The organism is Streptomyces hypolithicus, assembly GCF_052934925.1.
Window position 1 is genome coordinate 4543198 of record NZ_CM128811.1, and the last position, 26309, is coordinate 4569506.

Sequence of the window (26309 nt, forward strand, 5' to 3'; positions counted from 1 at the left end):
CACATTGACCCTGTCACTGAACAGTCGGAACACCGACTGTTCAGTGACAGGGCACGGCCGGGTGCTGACACGCCGAGACCGCGCGTCACCGGTCGTGAAGGTGCCCAGAACTGAACAGCCGACTCGCAGAGGGGCCACCCCCTTCTGCTAGGGCGTGTATCGGGTCGTGATCATTGAGTGGTTCGCGTGAGGTGCTTGATCCAGATCATGGAGGCCCGCAGGTGGAGTCCGGCTTGGTAGCTTTCGGGGGTCTTGTCGTAGCGGGTGGCGATGCCGCGCCATGCCTTGAGTTGGTTGATCAGGCGCTCGACGGTGTTGCGCTCCTTGTACAGGTCGGTGTCGTGGGTGAGGGGCCGGCCGCCTTGGCGGCCCTTCTTCTTCCGGTTGGCGGTCTGGTCCTTCTTTTCCGGGATGACGGCCTTGATGTTTCGTCTGCGCAGGTAGGCGCGGTTGCCGCGGGAGGAGTACGCCTTGTCGCCGGCGACGGCGTCGGGTCGGGTGCGGGGGCGGCCTGCCGGGCCGCGGACCCGAAGCTTGTCCAGGACCGGGATGAACTGCGGGCTGTCGGCGGCCTGTCCCACGGTCAGGGTCAGCACGAGCGGTCGGCACTTGCGGTCGCAGGCGATGTGGACCTTGCTGGTCTGCCCGCCCCGCGAGCGCCCGAGGAGGGCGGCCTTCAGTCGGAGCCTGCGGCGCCGCCGGACGCGTCTTCGCTCGGCGCCGCCGTCGGCCCCGGGCCCGGTTTGTTCGTCTTCGGTGCCCCCTTTGACCGGGCCTTCTCCTCGTCGGCAGCTTCCTCCAGGGCGTCGAGCACGCCGGGGCCCAGACGCATACCGGCCGCGTCGTGGTGGGCCCGGGCCGTGGTGGAGTCCACGCTGACCAGGGAGAGGTCCACCTCGCCCCGCGCGGCCGCTTTCGCGATCAGCCCTTCCAGCAGGGCCTCGAAGACTCCGGCGTCCCGCCACTGCCGGAAGCGGTTGTGCACGGTGGACCACGCCCCGAAATCGGCAGGCATCTCACGCCACTGCGCTCCCGAGCGGAACTTCCAGATCACACCCTCGAACTGCTGCCGCAACCGGGCGGGAAACGGACCGTACTCGCCGATCGGCAGGTACGGCTCGACGTACTCCCACTCCTGGTCCGTCAGTTGCGCCCGTGTCATACACACCGGACTACCCGATCCGCCCGCCCCACGAGAGCGAAACCCACATATTGATCACGACCAGATACACGCCCTAGGCCCCCTGCGGCTCGAGCAGAAGGTCTCCCTGCCGCCCCTCCGCAGGTTCTCCAAGGGCAGCAATGCCGTACCTGCTCCTCGGGTCTGAGGCACGACCGGTTCTGCCTGGTAGGCGTCGTCAACGCCTTTGAGGCGCGCCGTTGTGCCGCTGGGGCAACTGCCCCCGCAACGTCAGGAGGCCGGGAGAGGCGGGGTGGCACCCGGCAGCACACAACCTGCCGCGGCGGCTGCGGTCTTGAGAGCGGCGGCAGCCGCATCGTTGGCTGTCTTCTGGGCCTTGAGGGCTTCCCCTGCCGTGGCCTGGGCAGCGGCAGGGTTGGCGGCGATGACCAGGGCGGCGGCCATGCTGGCCGAATAGGTGACGTTGGCGGCCGCGAAGGCCGCGGCCGCGGTGGCCGCGTCCTTGAGCAGGCCCACACAGGCGGCGGCATCGGGGGGAACAGGGTCGGCAGCAGCAGACGGTGCGGTCAACAGCCCACCGCCGACCACCAGGACCGAAGCGGCCAGGGACATTGCGGCAGTACGACGAAACTTCACGGTCGAACTCCTGACGATTGAAGAGACGAGCCCACAGAGAGCAGAACCAGGAAGAGAGCCTCGACGAACGGCCCCCAGCCACACGACGGACGACACGCGATGCGCTGCCCGTCACCCAGCAAGCCACGGCGCCGCTCCCACCGGAGCTGACCACGCCCCCACCCCACCCGCACCCTCAAGCAGGCCGAACGAGCACCGGAATCACGAAAAGCACTCAAAGGGCGCGATCCCTTCCCCGGCCCAGGGGATGTCCACTGCGCGCCGGGCCCCGCGGCCGGAAATCCCGGCGCCGAGCAGGACATCCTCGGCGTCCGCCGGGATGTGACATGTGGCAGTGGGCTGCGTGATGCTGGTCAAGGTCGCCTGTCTCCTGATCGCCTGGGGAACCGGTGGCTATCACCGGGCCGGGGCGGTCAAGGCTGCGACGGTGCCTGTCTGGAAGCAGGCACTATCTGCCTCGGCACTGCCGTGAGGTACCGGCTCCCTTCCGGCGCTCGGGGTGCCCGGAAAGGAGCCGGCAGGGGTGTGCATCCCGCCTCGTACAACGAGGCCGTGCCAGAACCGGTTCCGCTGCGCCCCGTCCAACATCACCGCCAAAGTCAGTCGGCTCGCCGCCCTCGGGCTGATCGAGCGCCAGCCCGACCCCGGCGCCCCCGGATCACCTGCGTCACCGCCACCCCGGCGGGAATCGACACCGCCGTGCGCGTCTGCGACCGGCCTGGATTAACACCGCCCTGGCCCAGCTCCGCCCCACCGAAGCCGACACTGTCCGCCACGCATTCGAACTCCTGCTCCGCACCCCGCCCGCCGACACCGGCCCCCAGCAACCGGCAACAGCCCCACGGTCCCAGACCACCGCTCCTGGTAGGGCCCTGCGCCCGGGCCGGGACCCGGGCCAGGGTCGTGGGCAGACCGCGCCGACATGGGTGCGCAGGGGCAGGACCGGTGCCCAGAGCGCTCTGGCGCAGTACGACCGGACCGAACTCCGGTGTCCTGGCGGGCGGCCTGGCCTTTGATTCCTGGGCCGTACAGGCGGGTATGGGTCCGGATCATGCGCAAAGTTTGATAGACGTGGACATGAACCTGCGGGACCTCGGCAAGGAGGAAGGGGCGGCCCGGTGGATGTACTTCGGCCGCAGACCGTCACCTGCTCGTACTGCAAGGCGCGCCCCGCACGGAAGGCGGCGCGCACCCTTGCCACCCACGAGGGACGTCTGACCGTCACCTGGCATGCCAGGACGTGTCCGCACTACCTTGCCGACAGGATCCTGGCCGGCAAGGAATCTTGAGCCTTGCACCGATGTCGATCATCGCCGCAGGTCCAGCGGCGAAACCCGGTGTGCGTGCGGCGGCGCGCAGACACACGTGACACAAACGGCTCGGCTTGCGGCTCGCTTCGATCTCCGCTCGCCCGCGATTCACGGACGCTGCTTCACATGCCCCGGATGGCGGAAGGATCGTTGGAACCGGTGTGAACGAAGCCGATGATCTCGACCATCGCCCGAACGGTGAACTCGGGTCGGTCCGGCGGTGCCGGCTGGCAGGTATACCCGAAGGCAGGCGCCCCCCCTGCGAGGATTACGGTCACGCCCCAGCGCATGACCGCGGGGCTGTCCGGGGCCTTCGCCGTGTCGGGTGGCGCTCCGGCCTCCCCTGGAGGTGGGGGAGGCCGGAGCGCTCGCCGGGACCGGGAGCCTGTGGTGGCCGCGGGGACCCGCGGGACCGGGCCGGGTCGCCCGCCGGGCTGCGGAAAGGGGGCTCGTACGGAAGTAGTCGGCGCCGCGCTCCCCCTTGTCCGGCGCCGTGGCCTGCGTGTTCATCGCGGACCGCGGCGGGCCCGGGGGACCCGGTGCGGGACTCGGAGCGGGACCCGGTGCGGCACTCCGTGCGGGACCGTGCTGGCCGCCGCCGCGCCGACTCCGGACAGTCCACACCTCTCCCCAGCTGTCGCAGGTAGAGGTGTCGGCGGGCGGATCCGGCTTGCCCACCGGCCCTGACGGGTTCCCACCAGCACCTGGGACAGGTTCGCCCCGCAGGACGGCCCCGCCCTGCTCGCCGACCTTGTCAACACCGCGCGAAACCTCACCCGCCGGAGGGGCGGCTGGAAAAGCTCAGTTATGCCGGATCCGTAGCAGTCACCGGGTGTTTGGTGAATCGGTGCCACCAGTGGCGGCGCCGGGGATGCACTGCACGGCCCAGCCGGAGGCCGATCAGCAGGTAACCCAGAAGAGCACCAGTGGTGTTGAGCAGAACGTCATCGATGTCGAAGGTACGCCCGATGATAAGGGCGCCTTGGACGAGTTCTACGAGAAGCATCACGAGAGCGGTGACCACCGCCACCCGGACCAGCCCTCGCGTACGGGGCACCAGCACCGGCAGCAGCACACCGAACGGCACACCCATCACGATATTGCCGCCGAGCTGCTTGACCGTGTCAAAGGACGCGGGCTGGGCGAGATAGGCACGGATGGAGTCACCAGGGCGCAGATTACTGTGCGTCAACGGCACGGATGCCGCCGACGGTTCCAGCGTCAGCCGGGCCAGCACCACCGCGAATCCCACCATCGCCGCGAAGGCCAGCAGCATGGCCAGTACCCGGCCGAGCACAGACAGGGGCGGTTTTCCGGGAACCCGGTCCCCGGGCTCCGCCGCGGTCTTGTCACGCAGCACCATCCGCACCATTACAAGCTCCTAGCCAAATTGGTTGCTTGGACGTTCCGATACCCGTGACGTGAAGCGGCAGGCGCGCTACGCGGGGTCCGTCCCGGTCCGAAGATGTCGGCGTGCCCAGAGGCAGTTGGATGAGCATGCGGCGCACCAGCACGTCGTCAGGCTCCTCAGCGACCGGGGCGGGCACTGGTCGCCGACGGACCGGTTGAGTGTGTCATGCTCCCAGCCTTTTCCAACCTCACGAGCGCCGACGCGGACCTCCTGTGACATGCGGATTGACGCGACGGGCAGCGGTTGCAGCCGGACGGTACAGCCGGAAGACAACCCAGCAGGGTGTCAGTCAGTGGCAGAGCCACGACCACCGGAACCCGCTACGAGTATCAATGTCAGTGGCACCGGCTACGGTGCCCGGCGTACTGGTCGTCGCTTTGTCTGTGGGGGTGCCTGAACCGTTCCGGGTTCGGTAGAGGCTCTAGATTGTGGCTTTGACCTGCGGTTCTTGCGAGTTTTGGTAGTGGATGGCTTCGTATTCGGAGGGTGGGACGTGGTCTATCTCACCGTGGAGTCGACGATGGTTGTACCAGTCGACGTACTCGGCGGTGGCCAGCTCGACGTCGCTCAGGGCTTTCCAGGGCCGCTGCGGCTTGATGAGTTCGGTTTTGTAGAGCCCGATGGTCGATTCCATCAGGGCGTTGTCGAGGGCGTCTCCGACGGTGCCGATGGACGCGGCGATCTGTTCGGCGGCCAGGTGGGTGGCGAGACGGAAGCTGGTGTATTGGGCGGATTCAACCGGTCGTCGCAACACCTTGATCGTGGAGGTGTCCGATGGGACGGCCGACTGGGTGGACGACGGCGGTAACAGGGCGCCCGGCGATGCGATCGCCGGGCAGACCGCCGATTCGTCGGGATGTGGAGCGTGTCTTCTGGAAGAAGATTGCTGAGGGGCTGACCAGTGAGGATGCGGCGATCGCGTGCGGCGTGTCGGGGCCCGTGGGAACTCGGTGGTTCCGGGAACGTGGCGGGATGCCGTCGATCCAGATTGGCCCGGTGTCGGGCAGGTATCTCTCCTTCGAAGAGCGTGAAGAGATCGCTCTGCTGAAGGCTCAGGACGCCGGGGTCCGGGAGATCGCCCGCAGGCTGGGCAGGACCCCTTCGACGATTTCGCGGGAACTGCGGCGCAACGCCGCCACCCGCAATGGACAGCTCGCCTACCGGGCGTCGATCGCGCAGTGAGGCTCCGCCAAGCTCGTTTCCGCAGGTCAGTGGGGCTGGTGTGATGCGGTGGTGAGGTCCTCACGCTGACAGGCGGGGTGATCGTTAGCACGAGATCGTCCGGCGCGGGTGATCTCGCGGGTTCTGGAGTGAGGTTCGGAGGGCGCCGCGTAGGTTCTGCGCCGGGAGGGATCTTCATGGCGGATGTGCTGACGTGGACGATCGAACGGCGGCTTGAGCTGGCGAAACGTGCCGAGCTGCTGCGCAAGGAGCTGGGCGAACTCGAGACGGAGGTCGCCCGGTTGGTGGCTGCCGAGGTGGTGTTCGGGCAGTGGGCCGAGGCCACCGATGGTGGACGGCGACCGCCGGGCATCGTGTCACCGGAGCCGGAGCCGGAGCCGGCCGCTGTGACGGTGGGTCCGGGTGCGGGCGGGATGCGGGTGGTGCCGGACCGCGTCGAGGGGATGGGACGGGAGGTCCTGACCTCGCAATATCGGCGGGTCACGGAGATCGTGGCCGGGGCGGACGGTCCGGTGACGGCCAAGGACGTCGCCCTCGGGCTGGGCCGGGAGGCGACCCCGGCGAAGATCGAGCCGGTCCGGGGCCGGCTGCGCAAACTGGCCGACCGGGGCTGGCTCTCGCGCACCGCGTCCGGGCGTTACCTGCCACGCTGACCGGTGACGCCGTCAGCCGGACGGGCCGGTTTATGCCGTAACGCGAAGACCCCCGGCGGGAGTTGGTAAGTGTGTGACCAAAAACCAGCCCGCCGAGGGCCCTGAGGATGTTGTCTACCAGGTTCGTCTCCCGCTGTCGAAGCGGACCATCGATCTCGTCGCCGGCCTGATACGCCAACGCCGCAACCGGATGCGCTCTGTCTGGCGCAAGGCCGAACCTGGTAAGCAGGCCGTCGTCGTGCTCGCCGTACTCCGTCACGACCAGCGCCTGGCCGACATGGCCGACGGCAACCAGGTCGGCGAGTCCACCGTCCGCCGCTGGGTGAAAGAAGTCGTCGAGCTGCTGGCCGCCCGCGCCCCACGCCTGGACCGCGCGTTGAAGAAGATCGCCGGCAGCGGCGGGGTCGTGGTCCTCCTGGACGGCACCCTGATCCGCACCCACCGCCGCACCGGAAAGGACGACCGGAAGAACTACTCCGGCAAACATAAGGCCCATGGCCTGCTGTTTCTCGCGCTCACCGACGAGAAGGGCAACCTGATCTGGATCTCCGCGGCCAAGCCTGGCCGGTCCAGCGAGATCACCACCGCCCGCCACAGCAAGATCACCGGACATCTGAGGGAGGCCGGCCTCGGCGCCTTGGCCGACCTTGGCTTCGTCGGCCTGGACGACAAGCCCGAAGACGACCCGGTGATCATCACTGGCCGCAAGGCCACCCGCAATCACCAGCTGACGGCCGCCGAGAAGGAAGCGAACCGCCTGGTCAGCCGCGAACGCGCCGCCAACGAACACGGCTTCGCGAACCTCAAGTCATGGCGGATCCTGACCAAACTCCGCACGGACACCCGGCAGGCGACCACGCTCCTGCGGGCCCTGCTCGTCCTGGCTAACAGCGAAGTACAGCGCTGACGGGGCAGGCGGATGATCTCGCCCCAACGATCACCCCGCCTGCCAGCGCGAGGACCTCACCGGAACATCACACTAGACCAACTGACCTGCGGAAACGAGCTTGGCGGAGCCTCAGTGGAAGGCCGAACTGGCCGCGCAGCGGCCGAAACTGTCCAAGCTGGCCGGCAACGAGCGGCTGCACGAGTACGTCCAGGACCGCCTGGCCGGAGAGATCCGCTACCAGGACGGTGCACCTGCGCCGGGGCCCGCGGTATCGCGGTGGAAGGGACGGAACAAGCCGAGGCGTCAGGACCGCCGTTGGGCCACATCGTGGAGCCCACAGCAGATATCCAACCGGCTGAGGGTCGACTTCCCCGATGATGAGTCCATGCGTATCTCGCACGAGGCGGTCTACCAGGCGCTCTACGTCCAGGGCCGCGGCGGGCTGAAGCGTGAACTCGTCGCCTGCCTGCGTACCGGCCGAGCCCTACGAGTGCCCCGGGCCCGCACCGCTGGCCGGGGGAAGAAATTCGTCACCGAGGAGGTGCTGATCAGTCAGCGGCCGGCTGAGGTGGAGGACCGGGCGGTCCCCGGTCACTGGGAGGGCGACCTCATCATCGGCCTGAACAGCTCCGCGATCGGCACCCTGGTGGAACGCAGCAGCAGGTTCACGATGCTGTTGCACCTGCCGCCGATGCCCGGCCACGGCGGCCCACGGACCAAGAACGGCCCCGCGCTTGCCGGTCACGGAGCCGAGGCCGTACGTGCAGCCCTCGCGGAAGTGATCGTCGACCTTCCCTCCCAGCTCCGCAAGTCCCTTACCTGGGACCAGGGTTCGGAACTGGCGCAGCACGCCCTGCTCCGCATCGACACAGGTCTGGAGATCTACTTCGCCGACCCGCACAGCCCCTGGCAGCGCGGAACCAATGAGAATACCAACGGCCTGCTACGGCAGTACTTCCCGAAGGGCACCGACCTCAGCAGGCACACCCGCGAAGACCTCGCCGCCGTCGCCGCCGCCCTTAACAGCAGACCTCGCAAGACCCTTGGCTGGAGGACCCCAGCCGAGACTCTCGACAGTCACCTACTATCGACACAAAGCGGAAGTGTTGCGACGACTCCTTGAACCCAAGTTGAGATCCGGCATCGGAATGATGTATCAACTCCCTTGCGGTAACGGGGTTTCCGGACCGGTCGCGTTGCCACAGACCCATTTCCAGTGCGGACAGCACCAGCGGGGTCTGCTTGTTCGTCGCTGCGGACCAGCCGACGATCCGGCGGGAGTAGGTGTCGACGAGGAACGCGACGTAGACGGTGCCGGACCAGGTGGCCACGTAGGTGAAGTCCGCGACCCACACCCGATTCGGGGCACTGGCCACGAACTGCCGGCCGAGCCGGTCCGGGGCCCGCTCGGCTTCCTTGTCCGCCACGGTGGTGACGACCTTCTTCCCGCGCACCGCTCCCGTGATGCCTTCGAGCTTCATGATCCGCTCGACGGTGCACCGGGCCACTGCGTGGCCCTGGCGCCTGAGCTCGGCCCAGATTTTGCGGGCTCCGTAGACGCTGTAGTTGTCCCGGTAGATACTGACGATCAGCGGCGCGAGTTCCGCGTCCCGCAGGGCGCGGGCCGACACGGGACGTTTCTTGTACGCGTAGTAGGTGGACGGGTGGATGCTGCAGTCGTGCTCGGTGAGCGTCCTGCAGATCGGCTCGACTCCGCCGAAGCGGTCCCGGTACTCGTCGATGAACGCTACGAGCGTGTGTGTGGCCGGTCGAGCTCGGCCGCGAAGAAACTCGCTGCGGCCTTCAGGATGTCGTTCGCCCGCTTCAGCTCGGCGACCTCCTTCTTGAGGGCCTTGAGCTGGGCGGATTCCTCCGTCGTGGTCCCGTTCCGGGCGCCGGCGTCGACCTCGGCCTGCCGCACCCAGTTCCGCAGGGACTCAGGCCCGATGTCGAGCTTCGCGCCGATCGAGCGGATCGCCGCGGACTCCGTCTTGTACTGATCACGAGTCTCCAGGACCAGACGCACGGCCCGCTCCTTGAGCTCCTTCGGGTATTGCTTCGCCATAACGGACTCGATCCTTCCAAAAGATCGAGCCTCGATCAAACCCGGAACGGTTCACACCGACCAGAGCGTTCACGACCTCCTGCGCTGGCAGCTGCGCGAGAGCCGGAAGCGATTAGCCGACCCGAGTCTGGTGGTCCTGGACACCCAGAGCATCCACGCGGCCGTCGGCGTCCCGGCCGACACGACGGGCAAGGACGCTTCGAAAAAGGTGCCGGGCAGGAAGAGATGCCTGGCCGTGGACGTGTTGGGCCTCGTCGTCGAGGCCGCCGCCCTGCCGGCGTCCGCGCACGACAACGCTGCCGGCATCGCCCTGCTGAACGGTGTGGCCGCGCAGACCGACACGGTGCGGAAGGCCCTGGTCGACCAGGGCTTCAAGAAGAGCGTCGTCGACCACGGCAAGACTCTCGGCATCGATGTCGAGATCGTCGAGCGCAACCCGGCCGAGAAGGGCTTCGTCCCGCAGGCCAAGCGGTGGATCGTGGAACAGACGAACGGGATCTTGATGTTCTACCGCCGTCTCGTGCGTGACTACGAACACCGGCTCGCCTCCTCCCGCTCGCGGGTGTTCTGGGCGATGACGTCGGTCATGGCCCGCCGCCTCACCGGCATCACCCTCCCCTCCTGGAGGGGCGCGTGAGTGAGATCCTCCAGGTCGAGGCCGTACTGGCCTACGTCGAGGTCCGGATGAGCGAAGTCTCCGAGCAGGCCGGACGGCTCCGGGACCAGATCGCCGAACTCACCGCCCGCCTCTGCGAGTTCGACACCGAGAGCGAGAATCTGCAGATCACCCGCAAGACCCTCCTCAGCCTCCCCGCACCGGCACCGGCACCGGCACCGGTCGACGATCCACCCCGCGCCGAGGTGCCGGAACACCCCGCCTACCAGCAGATCCTCACGGTCCTCGCCGACACCGGCCATCCGATGCGGGCCCGCGACATCTGCGAGGCCCTCGACCTTCCGATCCTGCCGAAGAACACCGAGGGCATCCGCTCCAAGCTGAAACGCCTGGTAACCCGCGGTATCCTCACCGAGCCCGAGCCCGGCTTGTTCACCCAGCCCCGCCCCTGAGCACCAGCCCACCCCACCGAGCAGGGCACCTCACCCAGACCTCATCGCGAATCGGGCATCACGGCGCGAACCGCACTCTCACCGACACCCCGGGGGGCGTCGCGAATTTACGGGTTGCTTCCGGGAGTTGGGTTCGTTGATGTGATATGGGCCGTTTCGATGAGTTGATCAGTCCGTTGCGGGCGAAGTTCGAGGCGGTGACTCCGCATCTCAACGAGCGGCAGTGCCGTCTGCTGTATGCGGCGGAAGCGCGGCAACTCGGACATGGAGGGATCGCGGCTGTCGCCAGGGCCGCGGGGGTCTCCACGGGGTGCGTCAGTCGGGGCCTTGTCGAGTTGGAGGACGATGCCGGGCCCGATGGCCGGGTACGTCGGCGAGGTGCGGGGCGTCCCGCGCTGGCGGCGAAGGACCCGGGGCTCCGAGCCGCACTGCTGGCGTTGGTCGAGGACAGCACGCAAGGTGACCCGATAGGGCCGTTGACCTGGACCACGAAGTCGCTGCGGCATTTGGCCACCGAGCTCGCAGCCCAGGGACGCGCGGCGGGTCGGGACGTGATCGCCGCATTGTTGAAGGAGGCGGGTTTCAGCCTGCGGAGCAACGCCAAGGTCCTGGCCGGCAGCGGTCACCGGGACCGCGATGCCCAGTTCCACCACCTCAACGACAAGGTGCGCCAGTTCCTCGACGCCGGCGACCCCGTGATCAGTGTGGACACGAAGAAGAAGGAACAGATCGGGCTGTTCGCGCAAGGAGGGCGGGAATGGGCCCCGCCCGGCAGGCCCGTGAAGGTCCTCGATCACGACTTCCCCTCCCAGGCGGCCGGCACCGCGATCCCCTACGGCATCTACGACGTCGGACGCAACACCGGCTACGTAGTGGTGGGCACCGACCATGACACCGCCGCGTTCGCGGTGGCCGCCCTGCGCCGCTGGTGGAAGGAGGAGGGCCGCGCCGCCTACCCGAACGCACGCCGCCTGTTGCTCACCGCCGACGGCGGCGGCTCCAACAGTTCCCGGGCCAAGGCATGGAAAGCGAACCTCGCCGCCCTGGCCACCGAGACCGGCCTGCACATCAGTGTGTGCCACCTGCCGCCCGGCACGTCGAAATGGAACAAAGTGGAGCACCGCCTGTTCTCGTTCATCTCGATGAACTGGCGGGCCCGCCCCCTGACCAGCTACAAAGTCGCCCTGAACCTCATCGCCGCCACCACCACGAGCACCGGGCTGAGCGTGAACGCCCGCCTGGACGAGGGCACCTACCCCATCGGTATCGAGATCGACGCCCAGCACGCCGCCGCACTCACCATCACCCCCGACAGCTTCCACGGCGAGTGGAACTACACGATCCCGCCCCAGCCCGGCGTCCCCGCCGGGCCCCTCCAGCCACCCACCCGCCGGGCCCACCCCCGTCACGCCCACACCTTCGACACCGCCATGGCAACCCACCCCGTACTGACCGGGATGACCCGACACGCACTCGATCAACTCACCGCAGACGTCCGCGCGTTGATCGATCAAGTGCCCACCGGCCAGCGCCCCCGTCACCGCAAACTCGCCGTGGAAAGCATGATCTGGGCCGCCGTTCTCGATCAGCGCGGGCTGCCCTGCTCACTGACCGCCCACCTCTTCCGCATCGGCGAGAACCAGATGCGCACCCTGATCAAGCAGGTCCGGCCCCTGCTCCAGCAACACGGCCACCACGCAGACCCACTGCCCGTCCGGCTCGTCGACCCCAGCGAACTCGCCGCCTACGTCATGCACACAACATCAACGACAGGCTGACGTGACACGCTCCATCAATTAATCGACGCCCCCTTTGTGGCGGGCGCTGCGTACCCGGTACGCCGAGGAGCCCGAAGGCCCGCCGGACGGTCTTGGACAGGAAGTCGGCGCCGCCGTCGACGCGCACCAGGTGCGGCAGTCCCCCGGCCGGGCCGTAAGGGTCCTCCCGCAGCACGGACGCACGCACGGCCGCCAGGACCGATCCTCGGTGCGCGGAGCCGACGGTGACCGCCCAGCCCATCACATAGCTGGTACCGCGGTCCTCGAACCATGTCACCCACACCTTCGACAGCTTCTTGTCGGGCATCATCACGACGGTGGGAGCCTGCTTGTGGTCGCCCTCCCACACCTGATTGCGGGCTACCGCCGGCCGCTGGAAGGCGGGATCGAAACCGCGGGCGGCCGGAATGCCCTCCCGCAGACCCGCCATGAAACCGGGGTCGAGGTCACGGGCGATGGCGTCGTGCAGCGTGGTCAGCCCCACCGGCTCCTCCCCCGCTGCCAGGGCGAGGCGGGTCAGGTGCTCGTGGGCCCGCTTGACGTTGCCCTGGTAGTCGGCGAGCACATCAATGATCTCGTCGGTGATCCGAAACCGCCTGCGCTCGGGCTTCTCCGTGGAACCGGTCTCCTCGGCCTGCGCCAGCCAGCGCCACACCACGCTGACGTCCACTGACTCGGCGACCAGCCGCACATGCGCAGTCGTCAACTCCCCCGCACCACGCAACCGCAGCAGCCGGGCCACAGCAGCGGGCCGCAACTCGTCCCGATGCCGCCCCAAGCCCGCCTCCGCAGTCTCCGAGGCGTCGTCCAGCGTCGTCAGCGCTGCCAGCGCCCCTGGAGTGAGCGGGCGGATAACGGCACGGTGATCACTTAGAGTGCGGTTCGCGCCGTGATGCCCGATTCGCGATGAGGTCTGGGTGAGGTGCCCTGCTCGGTGGGGTGGGCTGGTGCTCAGGGGCGGGGCTGGGTGAACAAGCCGGGCTCGGGCTCGGTGAGGATACCGCGGGTTACCAGGCGTTTCAGCTTGGAGCGGATGCCCTCGGTGTTCTTCGGCAGGATCGGAAGGTCGAGGGCCTCGCAGATGTCGCGGGCCCGCATCGGATGGCCGGTGTCGGCGAGGACCGTGAGGATCTGCTGGTAGGCGGGGTGTTCCGGCACCTCGGCGCGGGGTGGATCGTCGACCGGTGCCGGTGCCGGTGCCGGTGCCGGTGCCGGTGCGGGGAGGCTGAGGAGGGTCTTGCGGGTGATCTGCAGATTCTCGCTCTCGGTGTCGAACTCGCAGAGGCGGGCGGTGAGTTCGGCGATCTGGTCCCGGAGCCGTCCGGCCTGCTCGGAGACTTCGCTCATCCGGACCTCGACGTAGGCCAGTACGGCCTCGACCTGGAGGATCTCACTCACGCGCCCCTCCAGGAGGGGAGGGTGATGCCGGTGAGGCGGCGGGCCATGACCGACGTCATCGCCCAGAACACCCGCGAGCGGGAGGAGGCGAGCCGGTGTTCGTAGTCACGCACGAGACGGCGGTAGAACATCAAGATCCCGTTCGTCTGTTCCACGATCCACCGCTTGGCCTGCGGGACGAAGCCCTTCTCGGCCGGGTTGCGCTCGACGATCTCGACATCGATGCCGAGAGTCTTGCCGTGGTCGACGACGCTCTTCTTGAAGCCCTGGTCGACCAGGGCCTTGCGCACCGTGTCGGTCTGCGCGGCCACACCGTTCAGCAGGGCGATGCCGGCAGCGTTGTCGTGCGCGGACGCCGGCAGGGCGGCGGCCTCGACGACGAGGCCCAACACGTCCACGGCCAGGCATCTCTTCCTGCCCGGCACCTTTTTCGAAGCGTCCTTGCCCGTCGTGTCGGCCGGGACGCCGACGGCCGCGTGGATGCTCTGGGTGTCCAGGACCACCAGACTCGGGTCGGCTAATCGCTTCCGGCTCTCGCGCAGCTGCCAGCGCAGGAGGTCGTGAACGCTCTGGTCGGTGCCGTCGTCACGCCAGGCGGCGAAGTAGTAGTACGTCGCACTCTTCGGCGGCAGATCGTGCGGCAGGTACTCCCACTGACAGCCGGTGCGGTTCTGGTAGAGGATCGTGTTGACGATCTCCCGCATCGCGTATTTGCCCTGATGGCCGGTGGCCGAGGGGTGCTCGGCCTTCCAGGCGCTGATCACGGGCTCGATCAACTTCCACTGCTCGTCGGTGAGATCACTCGGGTACGGATTGCGACCACTCATCCCGCCACCCAAGCGAACCTCGAACGCCTGACCGGCAGAGATGCCCCAACGCCACCCCATCGAGCGACACCAAACCCGGCATTACAGTGCGAACCGCACTCTTACAGCCTCCAACAGCGTTGGGACACAGGGCAGTTCAGCCAGACACACGTGTGTGACGGATGCGTCTGATGCGAGGCTATGAGCCGCGCGTACGCTTCCAGCCCAGCCGCTCACCCGAGCGGGTGACAGCAGAACATTCCCGCCAGTTCGATAGATGCGCGTGCTAATGACCCTCGGGACTACCGCGGGAATCTGGACCAGCCAGGCTCCGCGGCACCGGCACCGGCACCGCACCCCCGCAGCACCTGCCAAGAACCGCCGGACACACTCCACACGCCCAGACGGCTCCGTGAAGACCAGGAAGACAAAGGAGACACGGCGAACACGACACCGGCCGATACGGCTTCACGTCACTGCAATATTCGGGGAACTGTCACCATGATCGACCGATCCAACTGCCCTTGAGCAGCACAAATACACCTACACGTCGGTGACACACAACGCCGAACATCCCAGTGTCATCACGACCGAACCTCACAGCCCCATGACAGCAACACCCCCCGCACACACCACCCCACGACAGTCACCGCGCTCTTCCTCAACGCCCGACCAGCGAGAACATCCCGGCCTGACGTGCCGTCACTGACACTCGCCCACTGACACCAGACCGGCACATCGCACATGGGCGGGAGCCAGGCGCGGTCAGACGAAGTAAGAATGATTTATTGGGCCATTCGGTCATTTAGGGATTCCATGGCGTTATCAGACGCTACCCGGGACATGTATGCGTGTGTAGAGCCACTTCGCCTCGCCTGTTCGGGCCTGGACTCATGTGAGGAGCGTGGAGAACTTGGCAACGCCGTCGATGTGGCGTGGCGCGCGGGCGGTCGGCACAGCCTCCGCTGCCGCCGCTGTGGCCCCTCGTCCGGGCGACCGGCCCGGCCACGCTCTTCGCGGGGCGACAGGAGGGGTCCCACCCGGCGGCGGTACGGGGGTGGAGTAGCCTCGTGGCTCGAAAACCATTGATCACCGAGTTCTCCGTGTGGCTGCGACACCTGCGTGAGCGTCTCGAGTTCCTCGAGAACACGGGGCGGTCTTCGAGGACGGAGCCGGCACGGCGCCGATTCCCCCGGCCGCGTGCCCGGTACGTACTGTCGGCCGTCGCCGTCCTGTGTCTCGCCCTGGCGGGTTGGATCGTGGGCACCGGTCTGCTGGCCCGGACGGAGTTGCTGGCCGCTCAGCGGTCGCTGGATGCGCTGCGGCACTCGGTCGTGGATACGAAGGGCAACGCTGCCTCGGGGGCAGCGACAACCGACTCGGGGGCGGCGATGAGCTCTGCGGCGGTGCACGCCGCCCGGGCGCATCGCCTGACCACCGGACCCGCCTGGTACCTCTTCGCGCAGGTGCCGTTCTTCGGCCGACCCGCGGAAACGGTTCGCGGCGCGGCGAGCGCCGCCGACCGGTTGACGCACGACGTACTTCCGCCGTTCGTGCGCATCGCTCCCGAACTCGCCGATGACTCCCGTGAGGGCGGCAGGGGTGCCCTGCTGTCCGCCTTCGGCGGCAAGGCTCCGGCTCTGGAGCGGGCGGCACGGGTAGTCACCGAGACGCGTGCGGAGGCCGGCCGTCTTCCCCGCACCACCTGGCTGCCGGCGGCCGACCACGCGCGCACGCAACTGGTGGGGCTGCTCGACCGGATCGCCCCCGTCACGTCTGATGCCGCCGTGGCCGCCCGTGTACTGCCGGCGATGCTGGGCGACCAGGACCCTCGACGGTATTTCGTCGGCGTCCAGAACACGGCGGAAGCCCGCGGCACCGGCGGCATGCCGGGGGCCTTCGCCGTGCTCACCGCCGAACGGGGACGACTGCACTTCGAGACCTTCGGCAATGACGACGGGGTGACGGGTGGCAGTCCTGCGGTCGATCTGGGATCCGAATACACCGCCCGCTATGCCCGGTACGAGCCCACCCGCTTCTGGGCCAACTCCAATCTCAGCCCGCATTTCCCCTACGCCGCCCGTATCTGGGCGGCAACCTGGCGCCAGCGCAGCGGCAAGAGGGTGGACGGGGTCATCGCCCTGGACCCCACCACCCTGGGCCGATTGCTGCGCGTGGCGGGCCCGGGACGACTGCCCGACGGCGCGGCGCTCACCGGTGACAACATGCTGGACCTCACGGAGCGCACGGGCTACGCACGCTACTCCGACGACGCGCGGCGCAAGGCGTTCCTCCTCGGGGTGGCGCGCACGGCAGTCACCACCCTGGTGGACGCCTTCCACGATCCGCGACGGATTCCCGGACTGCTCAAGGCGGCGTACGGTGACGCGGCGACAGGACGGCTGAAGGTGTGGAGCGCCCGGGAGGACGAGCAACGTCTGCTGTCGACCCGTCCGTTGAGCGGCACGTTTCCCCAGGAGGCCGGCTCCTTCGCCGGACTCGTCGTCAACAACGCTGCGGGCGGGAAGCTGGATTACTACCTGGAGCGAGAGCTGGACTGGGTTTCGGGCCGCTGTACGCCGCAAGGCCGGCTCGTCACCGCGCGGATCACTCTCACCAACCGGGCGCCGCGGTCGGGGCTTCCTCCCTACGTCACCCAGCGGGGCGACAAGCCGGCGTACCCCGTGCGGCCGGGAGACAACCGGGTGCTGGTTTCCTACTACGCCAGCACGGGCGCACAGCTCACCGGTGCGACCCTCGACGGCCGGACCGCCTTGGTGGGCATCGGCGAGGAACTCCGGCACCCGGTCTACACGCTGGACCTGGAGCTGCCCGCGCAGCACGCCCGCACCCTGACGCTCCAGCTCCTGGAGCCGGTCAGTGACCGTGCGCCCGTGCTGTGGCGCCAGCCGCTGGTCACACCGCTGCAGGCCCATGTGGAGCCCTACCCCACGTGCGGCGACTGACGGCGGACACCACAGAAGGCAGCGGTGACCGAGGACGCGGAGGAGTCAGCGGACCTGCACTCCCCCCGGGACGGCGTCTCTTCGGCTTTCCCGGGCTCCGCTCGCCAAGGCGGCGTAGACGTCGTCGAACCATGCGGCGGTGGAGGCAACGTCCACCGACGTGGTGTCGGCGAGCGCTCGGGCGGCGAGCGCGGAATGGACCTCGGGCCGCATGGCACGCAGGATGCCTTCCGCCAGCCGTTGTGGTGAACCGGGCTGGACGAGGATGCCATTGTCGCCGTCGCGGACCAGGTCGGGGATTCCCCCGACTCTCGTGGCCACCACCGGCACAGCGGACGCCAGTGCCTCCATGACCACCACGGGCATCGCTTCGTAGTGGGATGCCAGAACCAGGGTGTCGGCAGCCGCCACCAGCCGGCCGGCCTGCTGGATCCGTCCCAGATACGGCATTCGGTCCTGTAGCCCGCGTCGGCGGATGTCCGCGAGCACCTGCTCGCGCAGAGGGCCGTCCCCGGCCAGGACGAACAGCGCGTCAGGACGCCGCTCAAGGACCAGAGCGGCTGCTTCGACCAGCAGCGCGTGGTTCTTCACCGGACGGAAGTTGGCCACGAACGCCAGCACGAAGACGTCCGCCGGGATCCCGAACTCCTCCCGCACCTGGTCCGCTCGTCGTGCCCAGCTGCGCTGCGCGGCCACGTCCACACCGTGGATGCGCGTACGGACATGGCGAGCGCCCCGCACGGAGCCGGAGGCCGCCACCTGTGGTGAGACGGCCACCGTGAGATCGTCAAGGCGCCGGGTCGGCCGTTCGAGCAGCCTCGTCAGCGGGTGACACCGCACATAGTGCACCGTCGAGATCAGCGCCGGGCGCCGGCGCATCAGGTGCAGGGCGGGGCGCAGCACCGCGGCGGGCAACGGGGAGTGAACGTTGACCACGTCCGGAGCCAGGCGCCGCACGGCACGGAGCAGTCCGAGGTAGCGCAGCCTCCGCGGACAGGACCGGAGATCGACGAGTGTCACTCCGCAGTCCCGGAGTGCATCCACCAGTTCCTCCGTCTCGGCTCGGAGGAAGACCACGGTGTAGTCACGGTCGGACCGGGGCGCCCTGCGCAGGCGTTCGACCAGGAGGACCTCGGCACCGCCGACATCGAGGGTCTTGATCACTTCGCAGATACGCGTCGTGGTCATCGAGCCGCCTTCCGATGCCGACGAGGCCTTGCGCCGTCGCGGGTCAGCACCATAGGTGTTGAATGGCAGCCGAACACGAAGCCTTGGCCCGGTCGCGCATTTTTCGCGGGAGCATCACCCGGATGCCGAAAGGGCAGTACTACGGGCACGCCCTTGCTGAGGGCGTGCCCGGCGGTTGTTCCAGAGCGATTCACCAGGCCGGGGCCGATGTCGTCGGCCCCGGTGGCTGCTGATCGACTCGTCTACGGCATCACTGCGGTGCCACCAGAGTGCCCGCTGTCGGGGACAACGCGGCGGCGTTCGTGGCTTCACGCGAGTGCGGCACGCCCGTCGGCCGCACCGCCCTGTGGCGGAGTCTGGACCCAGCACTGAGTCTCCACCGGAGTGCTGTACGGGCACCCCCGTCGGCCAGGGCGCCGGCCGGGACCGCGACGCGCGGCGAAGCGGTGGCCACAGCGGGGACTTCGAGCAGCAGCCGCACCGACCCGATCCCCACTGCGCAGGCGGCGAGGAGCGCGATGCCGGGAGCAAGCAACCCGTAGGTCACCAGCATCGCGGACAGGCAGCCCACCACGGCGAAGGCGCTGAGCGTCTGGACCACCTGCGGCACCGTCAAGCCCATGCGCCGCAACCGGTGGGCGATATGGTCCGTGCCGCCTTGCAGCAGGGGCCTCGACTCCCGGTAGCGGGACAGCATCACCAGCGCGGTGTCCAACGTCGGAACCAGGGTGGCGAGCAGCAGGCTGGCGGGTCCGGACAGGCCGGCGGCGCCACCGTGGGACACCATCATCGCGGAGGCCAGCGTGAAGCCGAGGAAGAGTGAGCCCGCGTCACCGAGAAAGATCCGTGCCGGATGCCTGTTGTGGAACAGGAATCCGAGACAGGCCCCGGCCAGTGCCGCCATCACCACACCCAGGCCGATCGGATCGCCTGCCAGGGCAGTCAGGCAGACGAATCCTCCGATGACGACACACAGCGATGACGCTGCGCCGTCCATGTTGTCCAGCAGGTTGAACGCATTCGTGACGAAGACGATCCACAGGGCGGCGAGCACCGCGTCGACCGCGCCGCCGAAGACGGTCGGATGCCCCCCCACCACTACCACCAGCGTGGCGGCCGACGTCTCGACGCACAGCCGGACCTTGGAGCCCAGCTGGCGCAGATCGTCGATGAGCCCGAGGACGCACACGATGGCCGCTCCGCCGAGCACCACTGCGAGAACCGGGTTGAAGACACCCCGGGCGAGCGCGACGGCCGTACCCACGGCAAGGGTGGCGAGCGCGACGGCGACACCGCCGAGATAGGGCGTGGGCCGGGTGTGCGCCTTACGGGCGCTGGGACGGTCGGTGATCCCATGGCGCAGGGCGAAGCGCCGCATCGCTTCCGTCAGCAGCAGTCCGAGCAACAGGGCCGCGGCGCCTGCTCCCGCCATGGGTACCACTGCGCCGATGCCGGTCACCGTCCCGCCACAGCGGTTTCGGGAACGGGTCCGTCGGTTGCGGGGAGACGTGGCTCCGGGGTGGCCGGCACGTGTGCCGACTGGGTGTAGCGCTCTGCGGCACGGGCGTCCGCGATCGCGTCGGCGAGCACGTCGGCGAGGCTGCGCCGGGGCTGCCAGCCCGTCAGTGCGCGGAGTTTCGTGGTGTCGGGGACACGTCGTTCCATGTCCTCGAAGTCCGGTCCGTAAGCCTCGGCGTACGACAGGTGTTCCACGGGTGAGACGCTTCCGGTCTGGGCGATGATCCGGTTGGCGAGCTCGCGGATGCTGATCTCGTCGTCCGCGCCGATGTTGAAGGTCTCTCCGACCGCCTCGGGATGTTCCAGCAGGAGCAGCAGCGCCGCGACGGCGTCGGCGACATGCAGGAAGCAGCGTCTCTGGCTGCCCTCCGCGTGGATCGTGAGGGGTTCCCCGAGCACTGCCTGCCGGGCGAACCGCGGAATGACCATTCCGTAGGCCGGGCTCTGGCGGGGGCCCACGGTGTTGAAGAACCGGACCACGGTCGACCTCAGCCCTCGCTCCCGGTGGTAGAGGCAGGCCATGATCTCGTCCACCGCCTTGGCGGTGCTGTACGACCACCGGGCCACGGAAGGGCTGCCCAGGATGCGGTCGGAGGTCTCGCTGAGCGGTCCTGAAGAGTTCTTCCCGTAGATTTCCGAGGTGCTGGCGATGAGAATCCTGCGATCGTAACGCTGCGCGGACTCGATGACGGTCTCGGTGCCTTTTGTGTTCGTGATGAACGACCTCAACGGCTGCTCGACGATGAGTTTGACCCCTACGGCGGCAGCCAAATGGATGACAATATTGCATTCCTGCACCAGCTCGTCGACGAGCGGCGCATCCAGCACGGACCCGTGGACGAAGCGGAAACGCGGGTTCGTCCGCGCCTGGGTGAGGTTTTCCTGCCGTCCCGTGGTGAGGTTGTCGAGGACCACCACGCTGTTTCCGTCAGCCAGCAGTGCGTCGACGAGATGGGAGCCGATAAAGCCGGCTCCGCCGGTGACCAGGTACTTCGAACAACGATCCATGTGCGGCGTCACTCCGGTTCGGGTGGTGGGGTCGCGGTTCCGGGGAGCTCGATCACAGTGCCGAGCTAACGTTCACCTATGCGATGAATAGCGGAGATTGGAACCTCGTCAGGTGATGACGGAACGCTCGGCGAGTCTCCCGTTACGAAATCAGGGTGATGTCGGCCGGACACATCCCGAAAGGGCGCGCCGGAGCTGCCGCGTATGCATCAATGGGCTACGGCATATGCCGGTTCCTCAATAGAAAATCGGAGTGATGAGGGTGCGTCAGAGCAGCGAGGTCGACAGGCGCAACCTGATCGTCGTCGGCTTGGGCTACGTAGGCCTTCCGCTGGCCGTCCGGGCGGTCGAGGCGGGATACTCCGTCATCGGCGTGGATACCGACGAGTTGCGTGTCAAACGCCTGGGCGGCTGCGACTCCTACATCGAAGGCGTCGACGACGCACGCCTCATGGCCATCACGGACAGCGGCCACTTCCGTGCCACCACCGACTACGACGGGATCGGCGGTTTCGACGTATGCGTCATCACCGTGCCGACACCGCTGCGTGAGAGCGTCCCCGATCTGAGTTTCGTGGAGTGCGCCGGTCGGAGCATCGCCCCCCACATCTCACCCGGCTCCACCGTGATCCTCGAGTCCACCACGTATCCCGGGACGACCGAGAGCCTGCTGCTTCCGCTGCTGGAAGCGGGCAGCGGACTGAGGGCCGGAGCGGATTTCCACCTCGGCTACAGCCCCGAGCGCATCGACCCGGGCAACCCCGACTGGCACCTGGAGAACACGCCCAAGGTGATCTCCGGGATCGACCCCGCGTCCCTGGGCAGCGTCGAGAGGTTCTACGGCGACATCGTGGAGCAGACCGTGCCGGTGAGTTCGTGCCGGACCGCCGAGTTGACCAAGCTGCTGGAGAACACCTACCGGCACGTCAACATTGCGATGGTCAACGAAATGGCCATGGTGTCCCGACAGTTGGGTGCCGACATCTGGGAGGCCGTGGAGGCCGCCAGCAGCAAGCCGTTCGGCTTCATGCCGTTCCGACCCGGTCCCGGCGTGGGCGGACACTGTCTGCCGGTGGACCCGTCCTATCTGTCGTGGCAGGTCAAGAGGCTGCTGAAACAGGATCTCCGATTCATTGCCCTGGCCAACGAGATCAACGGCCACATGCCGTCCCACGCCGTCTGGCGGATCACCCGCGGACTGAACGAACGCGGTAAGTCGGTCAAGGGCTCGCGCGTGCTGCAACTCGGTCTGGCCTACAAGAAGAACTCGGGCGACATCCGTGAGTCGCCGGCCCTCGCCCTCGCCCGGTCGCTGCTCGCTCTCGGCGCCCGGCTGGTGGTGGCGGAGCCGCACACCGACTCGTACCTCGTTCCCCCGGAGATCACTCGGGTCGAACTCACCGAGGCGGAGGTCCGGGCGGCCGACGTGGTCGTCGTGGCGACCGACCACGATGCCTTCGACTACGCACTCGTCGAAGAAGCCGGGGCCTACGTCTTCGACTCGCGCAATCGCTGCCGGGGTGAGCGTGTCGAGGTCCTCTGACCCGTGCGCGTCCGCGCCCTTCCCGGGCCGGGGAGGATCCAGGCCGGCCGGATCCTCCTGCTCCGCCGGGGTCGGGACGGCCTCGCCAGGTCGGACGGGCCGTGGGGCGGTTGCGGCAGAGAGGCCGATGCCCGCCACACGCTCCGAGTGACGAGGAGGTGCAGCAGCAGGTGAGTGGTACACCGCCAACGGCGGCGCCGCTGGAGGCCCCAGGTGCCGGGACCGACCCCGGGAGGTGGGTGAGGCGCTGGGCGAGGCGCCTGCCCTGGCAGCGGCATCTGAGGACCTTCGGCTCGCTCACCGCCGCCAGCCAGATCGAGGCGGCACTCTCGTTCGCCACCACCGTCACACTGGTCCGGCTGGTCGGCAGCACTGCGGCGGGGGAGGTGCTTCTGACCCAGGCCATGGCAGCGGTCTGGTTCCTGCTGTGGGATCCGCGCTTCGAGGACGCACAGCAGCGGTTCGTTCCCATGGAACAACGTCGCGGCCCCGGTCACGGAACCCGGCTGTACTGCCGGCTTCTCCGGCTGGACATCGGGGCCGGGCTGCTGGCCACGGTCCTGGGCGTGGCGGCGGCGTCGGCCGCCGCGGCCCTCGGATGGATTCCCGCCGAACGGCTGTCGCTGCTCGTGCCTGCCGTGCTGGCGGCAGGAGCGGCCACGCCCTGGGGCAGTGCATCGGTCGGTTTCGCGATCTCCGACCGGCTCGAGCGGCTCGGAGTGATCCGCGTGGTGCTCGCGGTCTTCGGCTTCCTGGTGACGCTGACGGCATTGATGACGGCCGGCACGGTCGGCTACCTGGTGGCCACCGTGATCACCAGCCTTGTCTCCACCATGTCCGTCACCGTGGTCGCCTGGCGGCAGGTGAGGCAGGCGTGCGGCCCTCCCGCTGACGGCCCCGCTCCGATGCCGGTGGGCCTGTTGCCCTTCCTGGTGAAGAGTTCGGCGACCCAATCCGTCTCCCTGGCCTCGGACAGCGGCGTCTCCCTTCTGGCCGGACTGCTCGGTGGCCCCACCCTGGTGACGTACCTGAAGATCGCCGGTGCTCCGGGCCGTCTCTTCGGGAGCGTCGTCAACCCGGTGGCGTCACAGCTCTACCCGCGTATTGCACGGGCCGGAGCCCATGGGCGCCGATGGGCGGTGATGCGCGACGTCCGCCGCTGCAGTGCACTCGTCGGCGCCATCGGACTGGTCGCGGTGGTGGCCGCGGTCTCCCTCCTTGGCCTGCTGATCGGCCTGATGTACGGCCCCCAGTACACGATCCTGGCGACCGCGGCGGTGGTGATGCTGGCAGGGGCCGCGCTGCGTGGCACGGCGATCTGGTCCAAGGTTCTGCCCTCGGCTCTGGGCTTCCCCGGGGTCAGGCTGGTCTTCCTCACCGCCGAGGGCGTCTGTCAGCTCGGGATGCTGGCCGGCGTCATCCACTTCTGCGCCGGTGCGTCGGACAGGACACTGGCCTGGGCATGGGGAAATCTGGGCCTGATGGTCCTCAGTACGGCCGGCTGGTTCATTGTGCTGAGGTGCCTCACCCGGTCGATGTCGGATCCGGGTGTCCAGCCTGAGCCGGGTCCGGTGGGGACTGGCCCCCGAGTCCAGGCGGTCGGTGCGGCCTGCGGCGGAGACCACTGAGTTCCCGCCCGCGAGCGCACATCAACTCTGCTACGCGTACGCCGGCAGGGAGCGGAACCATCGGACGGTCTCCGCCAGCCCCTCCTCCAGCGGAACCGCCGCGAGACCCGGGAAGAGACTGCGGAGCAGCCCGTCGTCCGCCTGCGAGTCGCGCACGTCGCCGCGGCGGGGGTCCTCGTGGCGGATGTCGATCGCCAGCTCCAGCGTCTTGGCGAGGTGATGGGCGAGCTCCAGGACGCTGATCCGGGTACCGAAGGCCAGGTTGACGGTGCTCGTACTCGTGACCTTCCGCACGACGGCGTCGGCGAGCACCCGGGCGACCGTTCCGACGTAGGTGAAGTCGCGGGTCTGGTGGCCGTCGCCGAAGACCGTCAGCGGCTGACCGCGCAGCGCGGCGTCGATGAAGGCCGGAACGACGGCCGCGTAGGCGTGTCCGGCAGGCTGTAGCGGGCCGTAGACGTTGAAGAAGCGGAAAACGAGCGCCGGAAGGCCGAAAGTCGATCCGTAGGCGAGTGCATAGGCCTCGGTGGCGAGCTTGCTGGCGGCGTACGGGCTGAGGGGACGCGTCGGCAGGCCCTCGTGCTTGGGCAGGTCGGCGACCGAGCCGTACACCGACGACGAGGACGCGGCGACCAGGTGGGTGTTTCCGCGGCGGCACGCTTCGAGGACGCGCATGGTTCCGGTGGCGTTGACTTCGTGGCTGGCGAACGGATCCGCCAGGGAACGCGGCACGGATGGCCGCGCGGCCAGATGGACCACGGCGTCGGCCCCGGCCACCACGCCCTCGAGCAGGTCGCGGTCGAGGATGCTGCCCTCGACCAGCTCCACGTCCGTACCCGCGAGATTGGCCGCTGTACCGGTACTCAGGTCGTCCAGGGCGACGACCCTGCCGACGGAAGGGCGGGACGTCAGTTCACGGCACAGGTTCGCTCCGATGAACCCGGCGCCTCCGGTCACTACGACGTTCAACGGTTCGCGCCTTTCACTGGGGGCTCGGCCACCAGCCGCGTGCCACGGCGATGGAGGCATAGAGGTCGTGGGTGTCCTGCACCAGGCGCTCGGCCCCGAACTGCCGCGCTGTCCAGGCGCGGGCCTGCTCGCCCATCCGGCGGCGGAGCGAGTCGTCGCCGAGGAGCCTGACGGTGTGGCGGGTGAGCTCGTCTGCGTCGCGCCGGGCCAGAAGCCCGGTCTGCCCGTCCTGGACCACCTCAGCCACGCTGCCCACGTTCGTTGCAACGGCTGGCAGCCCCGCCAGCCCGGCCTCGATGAGACTGACCGGCATACCCTCGTTGTCCGAGGTGAGCAGCACCATGTCCGAGGCGGCGTAGACGGTCTCCACGTCGGCGCGCCAGCCCAGCAGGTGGAGCGAGTCGCCCAGATCACCGGCCGCTTCCAGATCGCCGTGCAGGTCTCCGTCTCCGCACACCAGGAATCGAGCGGCCGGAAAGGCGCGACGCACCTCTCGGGCCACCGACAGGAACCGGTCGGGCCGTTTGATCCTGGTCACCCGCCCGACATAGGCCACGACGAGGCTGTCCTCCGGGAGGCCGAGCTGCTTGCGCGCCTCCGAGCGGCCCGGAGCAGCGGCCGGCGTGGTGCCGGGCGGCACCACGGCGTACTGCCCGGGTCGGCCGATGCCGGCGGCCAGGAGGTCGTCGCGGACGCTGCGTCCCACGGCCACCAGCCGGTCGGTGACGGTCGCAAGGCTGCGCTCGGCCTGCACCACCAGGCGGGTCTTCGCCGGGGAGAAGTAGCCCTGGAGGAGGTGGCCGTGGAAGGTGTGCACGCGTACCGGCACCCGGGCGAGCACGGCCGCCGTACGTCCGAGTGCTCCCGCCTTGGCGGTGTGCGTGTGCACGATGTGCGGCCGGAACCGGCGCATGGCGGCGGTCAGTGCCGACAGGGCGCGCAGATCATCGGTGGGCCGCACGGCCCGGCCCAGGGTCGGCACAGGGCAGACCCGCACTTGCGGGGCCCGCTGCTCGACGTAGTCGGCCTCGTCCGGGCCCACGAAGCCGGCGAAGAGCCGGTGGTCGAAGAGCTCGCTGTCGAGTCCCCGCATGAGTGTGGAGACCTGGAGGGCCGGACCGCCCACGTTCATCCGGGCGATGACCCTCATCA

22 protein-coding genes and 3 pseudogenes are annotated in these 26309 nt (G+C 68.5%); 11 read left to right on the forward strand and 14 right to left on the reverse strand.

Annotation, left to right across the window (positions count from 1 at the left end):
- Positions 1 to 170: 170 nt before the first annotated feature.
- A pseudogene (locus ACU6WZ_RS21455) lies at positions 171 to 1162 on the reverse strand (IS5 family transposase).
- Positions 1163 to 1411: 249 nt separating this feature from the next.
- Positions 1412 to 1777, reverse strand: coding sequence for a hypothetical protein (locus tag ACU6WZ_RS21460; protein WP_447029747.1), 366 nt, complete (start codon positions 1775 to 1777; stop codon positions 1412 to 1414).
- A 1118-nt stretch (positions 1778 to 2895) separates the two neighbouring features.
- On the opposite strand from ACU6WZ_RS21460, the gene ACU6WZ_RS21465 reads away from it, so the two are divergent.
- Positions 2896 to 3066 (forward strand): hypothetical protein, encoded by a 171-nt coding sequence (locus ACU6WZ_RS21465; RefSeq protein WP_447029749.1) that lies wholly within the window; start codon positions 2896 to 2898, stop codon positions 3064 to 3066.
- An 826-nt stretch (positions 3067 to 3892) separates the two neighbouring features.
- Here the strand turns inward: ACU6WZ_RS21465 and ACU6WZ_RS21470 are convergent.
- Both ACU6WZ_RS21470 and ACU6WZ_RS21475 read right to left on the reverse strand, forming a co-directional pair.
- On the reverse strand, positions 3893 to 4459 hold the full coding sequence (locus ACU6WZ_RS21470) for a VanZ family protein (protein ID WP_447029750.1): 567 nt from the start codon (positions 4457 to 4459) through the stop codon (positions 3893 to 3895).
- A 460-nt stretch (positions 4460 to 4919) separates the two neighbouring features.
- Entirely contained in the window at positions 4920 to 5249 is a 330-nt protein-coding gene (locus ACU6WZ_RS21475; protein WP_447029751.1) for an integrase core domain-containing protein, read from the reverse strand.
- A 23-nt stretch (positions 5250 to 5272) separates the two neighbouring features.
- On the opposite strand from ACU6WZ_RS21475, the pseudogene ACU6WZ_RS21480 reads away from it, so the two are divergent.
- The 4 genes and pseudogenes from ACU6WZ_RS21480 to ACU6WZ_RS21495 form a co-directional block, all read left to right on the forward strand.
- Positions 5273 to 5677 (forward strand): annotated as a pseudogene (locus ACU6WZ_RS21480) (helix-turn-helix domain-containing protein); the annotation flags it as partial.
- 179 nt (positions 5678 to 5856) lie between these two features.
- Positions 5857 to 6333 (forward strand): hypothetical protein, encoded by a 477-nt coding sequence (locus tag ACU6WZ_RS21485; protein ID WP_447029753.1) that lies wholly within the window; start codon positions 5857 to 5859, stop codon positions 6331 to 6333.
- Positions 6334 to 6406: 73 nt separating this feature from the next.
- Positions 6407 to 7240, forward strand: coding sequence for a transposase family protein (locus ACU6WZ_RS21490; protein WP_447029754.1), 834 nt, complete (start codon positions 6407 to 6409; stop codon positions 7238 to 7240).
- A gap of 112 nt (positions 7241 to 7352) precedes the next feature.
- Positions 7353 to 8345 (forward strand): annotated as a pseudogene (locus tag ACU6WZ_RS21495) (IS30 family transposase); the annotation flags it as partial.
- Here ACU6WZ_RS21495 and ACU6WZ_RS21500 read toward each other — a convergent pair.
- The gene (locus ACU6WZ_RS21500) at positions 8242 to 8964 is read right to left on the reverse strand and encodes an IS3 family transposase (protein WP_447034173.1); all 723 of its coding nucleotides are present in this window, start codon (positions 8962 to 8964) and stop codon (positions 8242 to 8244) included. The pseudogene ACU6WZ_RS21495 and the gene ACU6WZ_RS21500 overlap by 104 nt on opposite strands.
- A 5-nt stretch (positions 8965 to 8969) precedes the next feature.
- Entirely contained in the window at positions 8970 to 9287 is a 318-nt protein-coding gene (locus ACU6WZ_RS21505; protein ID WP_447029756.1) for a transposase, read from the reverse strand.
- 130 nt (positions 9288 to 9417) lie between these two features.
- Here ACU6WZ_RS21505 and ACU6WZ_RS21510 point away from each other — a divergent pair, with 130 nt between their 5' ends.
- From ACU6WZ_RS21510 to ACU6WZ_RS21520, 3 genes are all read left to right on the forward strand, one after another.
- The gene (locus ACU6WZ_RS21510; protein ID WP_447029757.1) at positions 9418 to 9924 is read left to right on the forward strand and encodes a transposase; all 507 of its coding nucleotides are present in this window, start codon (positions 9418 to 9420) and stop codon (positions 9922 to 9924) included.
- Positions 9921 to 10355, forward strand: coding sequence for a hypothetical protein (locus ACU6WZ_RS21515; protein ID WP_447029758.1), 435 nt, complete (start codon positions 9921 to 9923; stop codon positions 10353 to 10355). The genes ACU6WZ_RS21510 and ACU6WZ_RS21515 overlap by 4 nt, the downstream gene beginning before the upstream one ends.
- A gap of 146 nt (positions 10356 to 10501) precedes the next feature.
- Positions 10502 to 12133, forward strand: a complete 1632-nt coding sequence (locus ACU6WZ_RS21520; RefSeq protein ID WP_447029759.1) for an ISAzo13 family transposase — start codon at positions 10502 to 10504, stop codon at positions 12131 to 12133.
- On the opposite strand, the gene ACU6WZ_RS21525 is transcribed toward ACU6WZ_RS21520, so the two are convergent.
- The 3 genes from ACU6WZ_RS21525 to ACU6WZ_RS21535 all read right to left on the reverse strand — a co-directional run bounded on the left by ACU6WZ_RS21525 (position 12105) and on the right by ACU6WZ_RS21535 (position 14358).
- Positions 12105 to 12911 (reverse strand): hypothetical protein, encoded by an 807-nt coding sequence (locus tag ACU6WZ_RS21525; protein WP_447029760.1) that lies wholly within the window; start codon positions 12909 to 12911, stop codon positions 12105 to 12107. The two genes, ACU6WZ_RS21520 and ACU6WZ_RS21525, sit on opposite strands and share 29 nt — an antisense overlap.
- Before the next feature lie 173 nt (positions 12912 to 13084).
- Positions 13085 to 13531 (reverse strand): hypothetical protein, encoded by a 447-nt coding sequence (locus ACU6WZ_RS21530; protein ID WP_447029761.1) that lies wholly within the window; start codon positions 13529 to 13531, stop codon positions 13085 to 13087.
- Complete coding sequence (locus ACU6WZ_RS21535; protein WP_447029762.1) at positions 13528 to 14358, reverse strand: IS5 family transposase; 831 nt, start codon at positions 14356 to 14358, stop codon at positions 13528 to 13530. Before ACU6WZ_RS21535 ends, ACU6WZ_RS21530 begins: the two co-directional genes overlap by 4 nt.
- 1049 nt (positions 14359 to 15407) lie before the next feature.
- On the opposite strand from ACU6WZ_RS21535, the gene ACU6WZ_RS21540 reads away from it, so the two are divergent.
- Entirely contained in the window at positions 15408 to 17303 is a 1896-nt protein-coding gene (locus ACU6WZ_RS21540) for a DUF4012 domain-containing protein (protein WP_447029763.1), read from the forward strand.
- Positions 17304 to 17348: 45 nt separating this feature from the next.
- On the opposite strand, the gene ACU6WZ_RS21545 is transcribed toward ACU6WZ_RS21540, so the two are convergent.
- From ACU6WZ_RS21545 to ACU6WZ_RS21555, 3 genes are all read right to left on the reverse strand, one after another.
- Positions 17349 to 18491, reverse strand: a complete 1143-nt coding sequence (locus ACU6WZ_RS21545; RefSeq protein ID WP_447029765.1) for a glycosyltransferase — start codon at positions 18489 to 18491, stop codon at positions 17349 to 17351.
- Between the two features lie 250 nt (positions 18492 to 18741).
- Positions 18742 to 19923, reverse strand: coding sequence for an MraY family glycosyltransferase (locus ACU6WZ_RS21550; protein ID WP_447029767.1), 1182 nt, complete (start codon positions 19921 to 19923; stop codon positions 18742 to 18744).
- Between the two features lie 23 nt (positions 19924 to 19946).
- Positions 19947 to 21017 carry an NAD-dependent epimerase/dehydratase family protein gene (locus ACU6WZ_RS21555; protein WP_447029768.1) on the reverse strand — a complete coding sequence of 357 codons (1071 nt, stop codon included), beginning with the start codon at positions 21015 to 21017 and terminating at the stop codon, positions 19947 to 19949.
- Between the two features lie 256 nt (positions 21018 to 21273).
- Here ACU6WZ_RS21555 and ACU6WZ_RS21560 point away from each other — a divergent pair, with 256 nt between their 5' ends.
- Together ACU6WZ_RS21560 and ACU6WZ_RS21565 are read left to right on the forward strand one after the other, a co-directional pair.
- On the forward strand, positions 21274 to 22560 hold the full coding sequence (locus ACU6WZ_RS21560) for a nucleotide sugar dehydrogenase (protein ID WP_447029770.1): 1287 nt from the start codon (positions 21274 to 21276) through the stop codon (positions 22558 to 22560).
- A 239-nt stretch (positions 22561 to 22799) separates the two neighbouring features.
- Positions 22800 to 24188, forward strand: coding sequence for a lipopolysaccharide biosynthesis protein (locus tag ACU6WZ_RS21565; protein WP_447029771.1), 1389 nt, complete (start codon positions 22800 to 22802; stop codon positions 24186 to 24188).
- A 30-nt stretch (positions 24189 to 24218) separates the two neighbouring features.
- On the opposite strand, the gene ACU6WZ_RS21570 is transcribed toward ACU6WZ_RS21565, so the two are convergent.
- Both ACU6WZ_RS21570 and ACU6WZ_RS21575 read right to left on the reverse strand, forming a co-directional pair.
- Positions 24219 to 25157 (reverse strand): NAD-dependent epimerase/dehydratase family protein, encoded by a 939-nt coding sequence (locus tag ACU6WZ_RS21570; RefSeq protein ID WP_447029773.1) that lies wholly within the window; start codon positions 25155 to 25157, stop codon positions 24219 to 24221.
- 13 nt (positions 25158 to 25170) lie between these two features.
- The gene (locus ACU6WZ_RS21575) at positions 25171 to 26307 is read right to left on the reverse strand and encodes a glycosyltransferase (RefSeq protein ID WP_447029777.1); all 1137 of its coding nucleotides are present in this window, start codon (positions 26305 to 26307) and stop codon (positions 25171 to 25173) included.
- Positions 26308 to 26309: the final 2 nt, after the last annotated feature.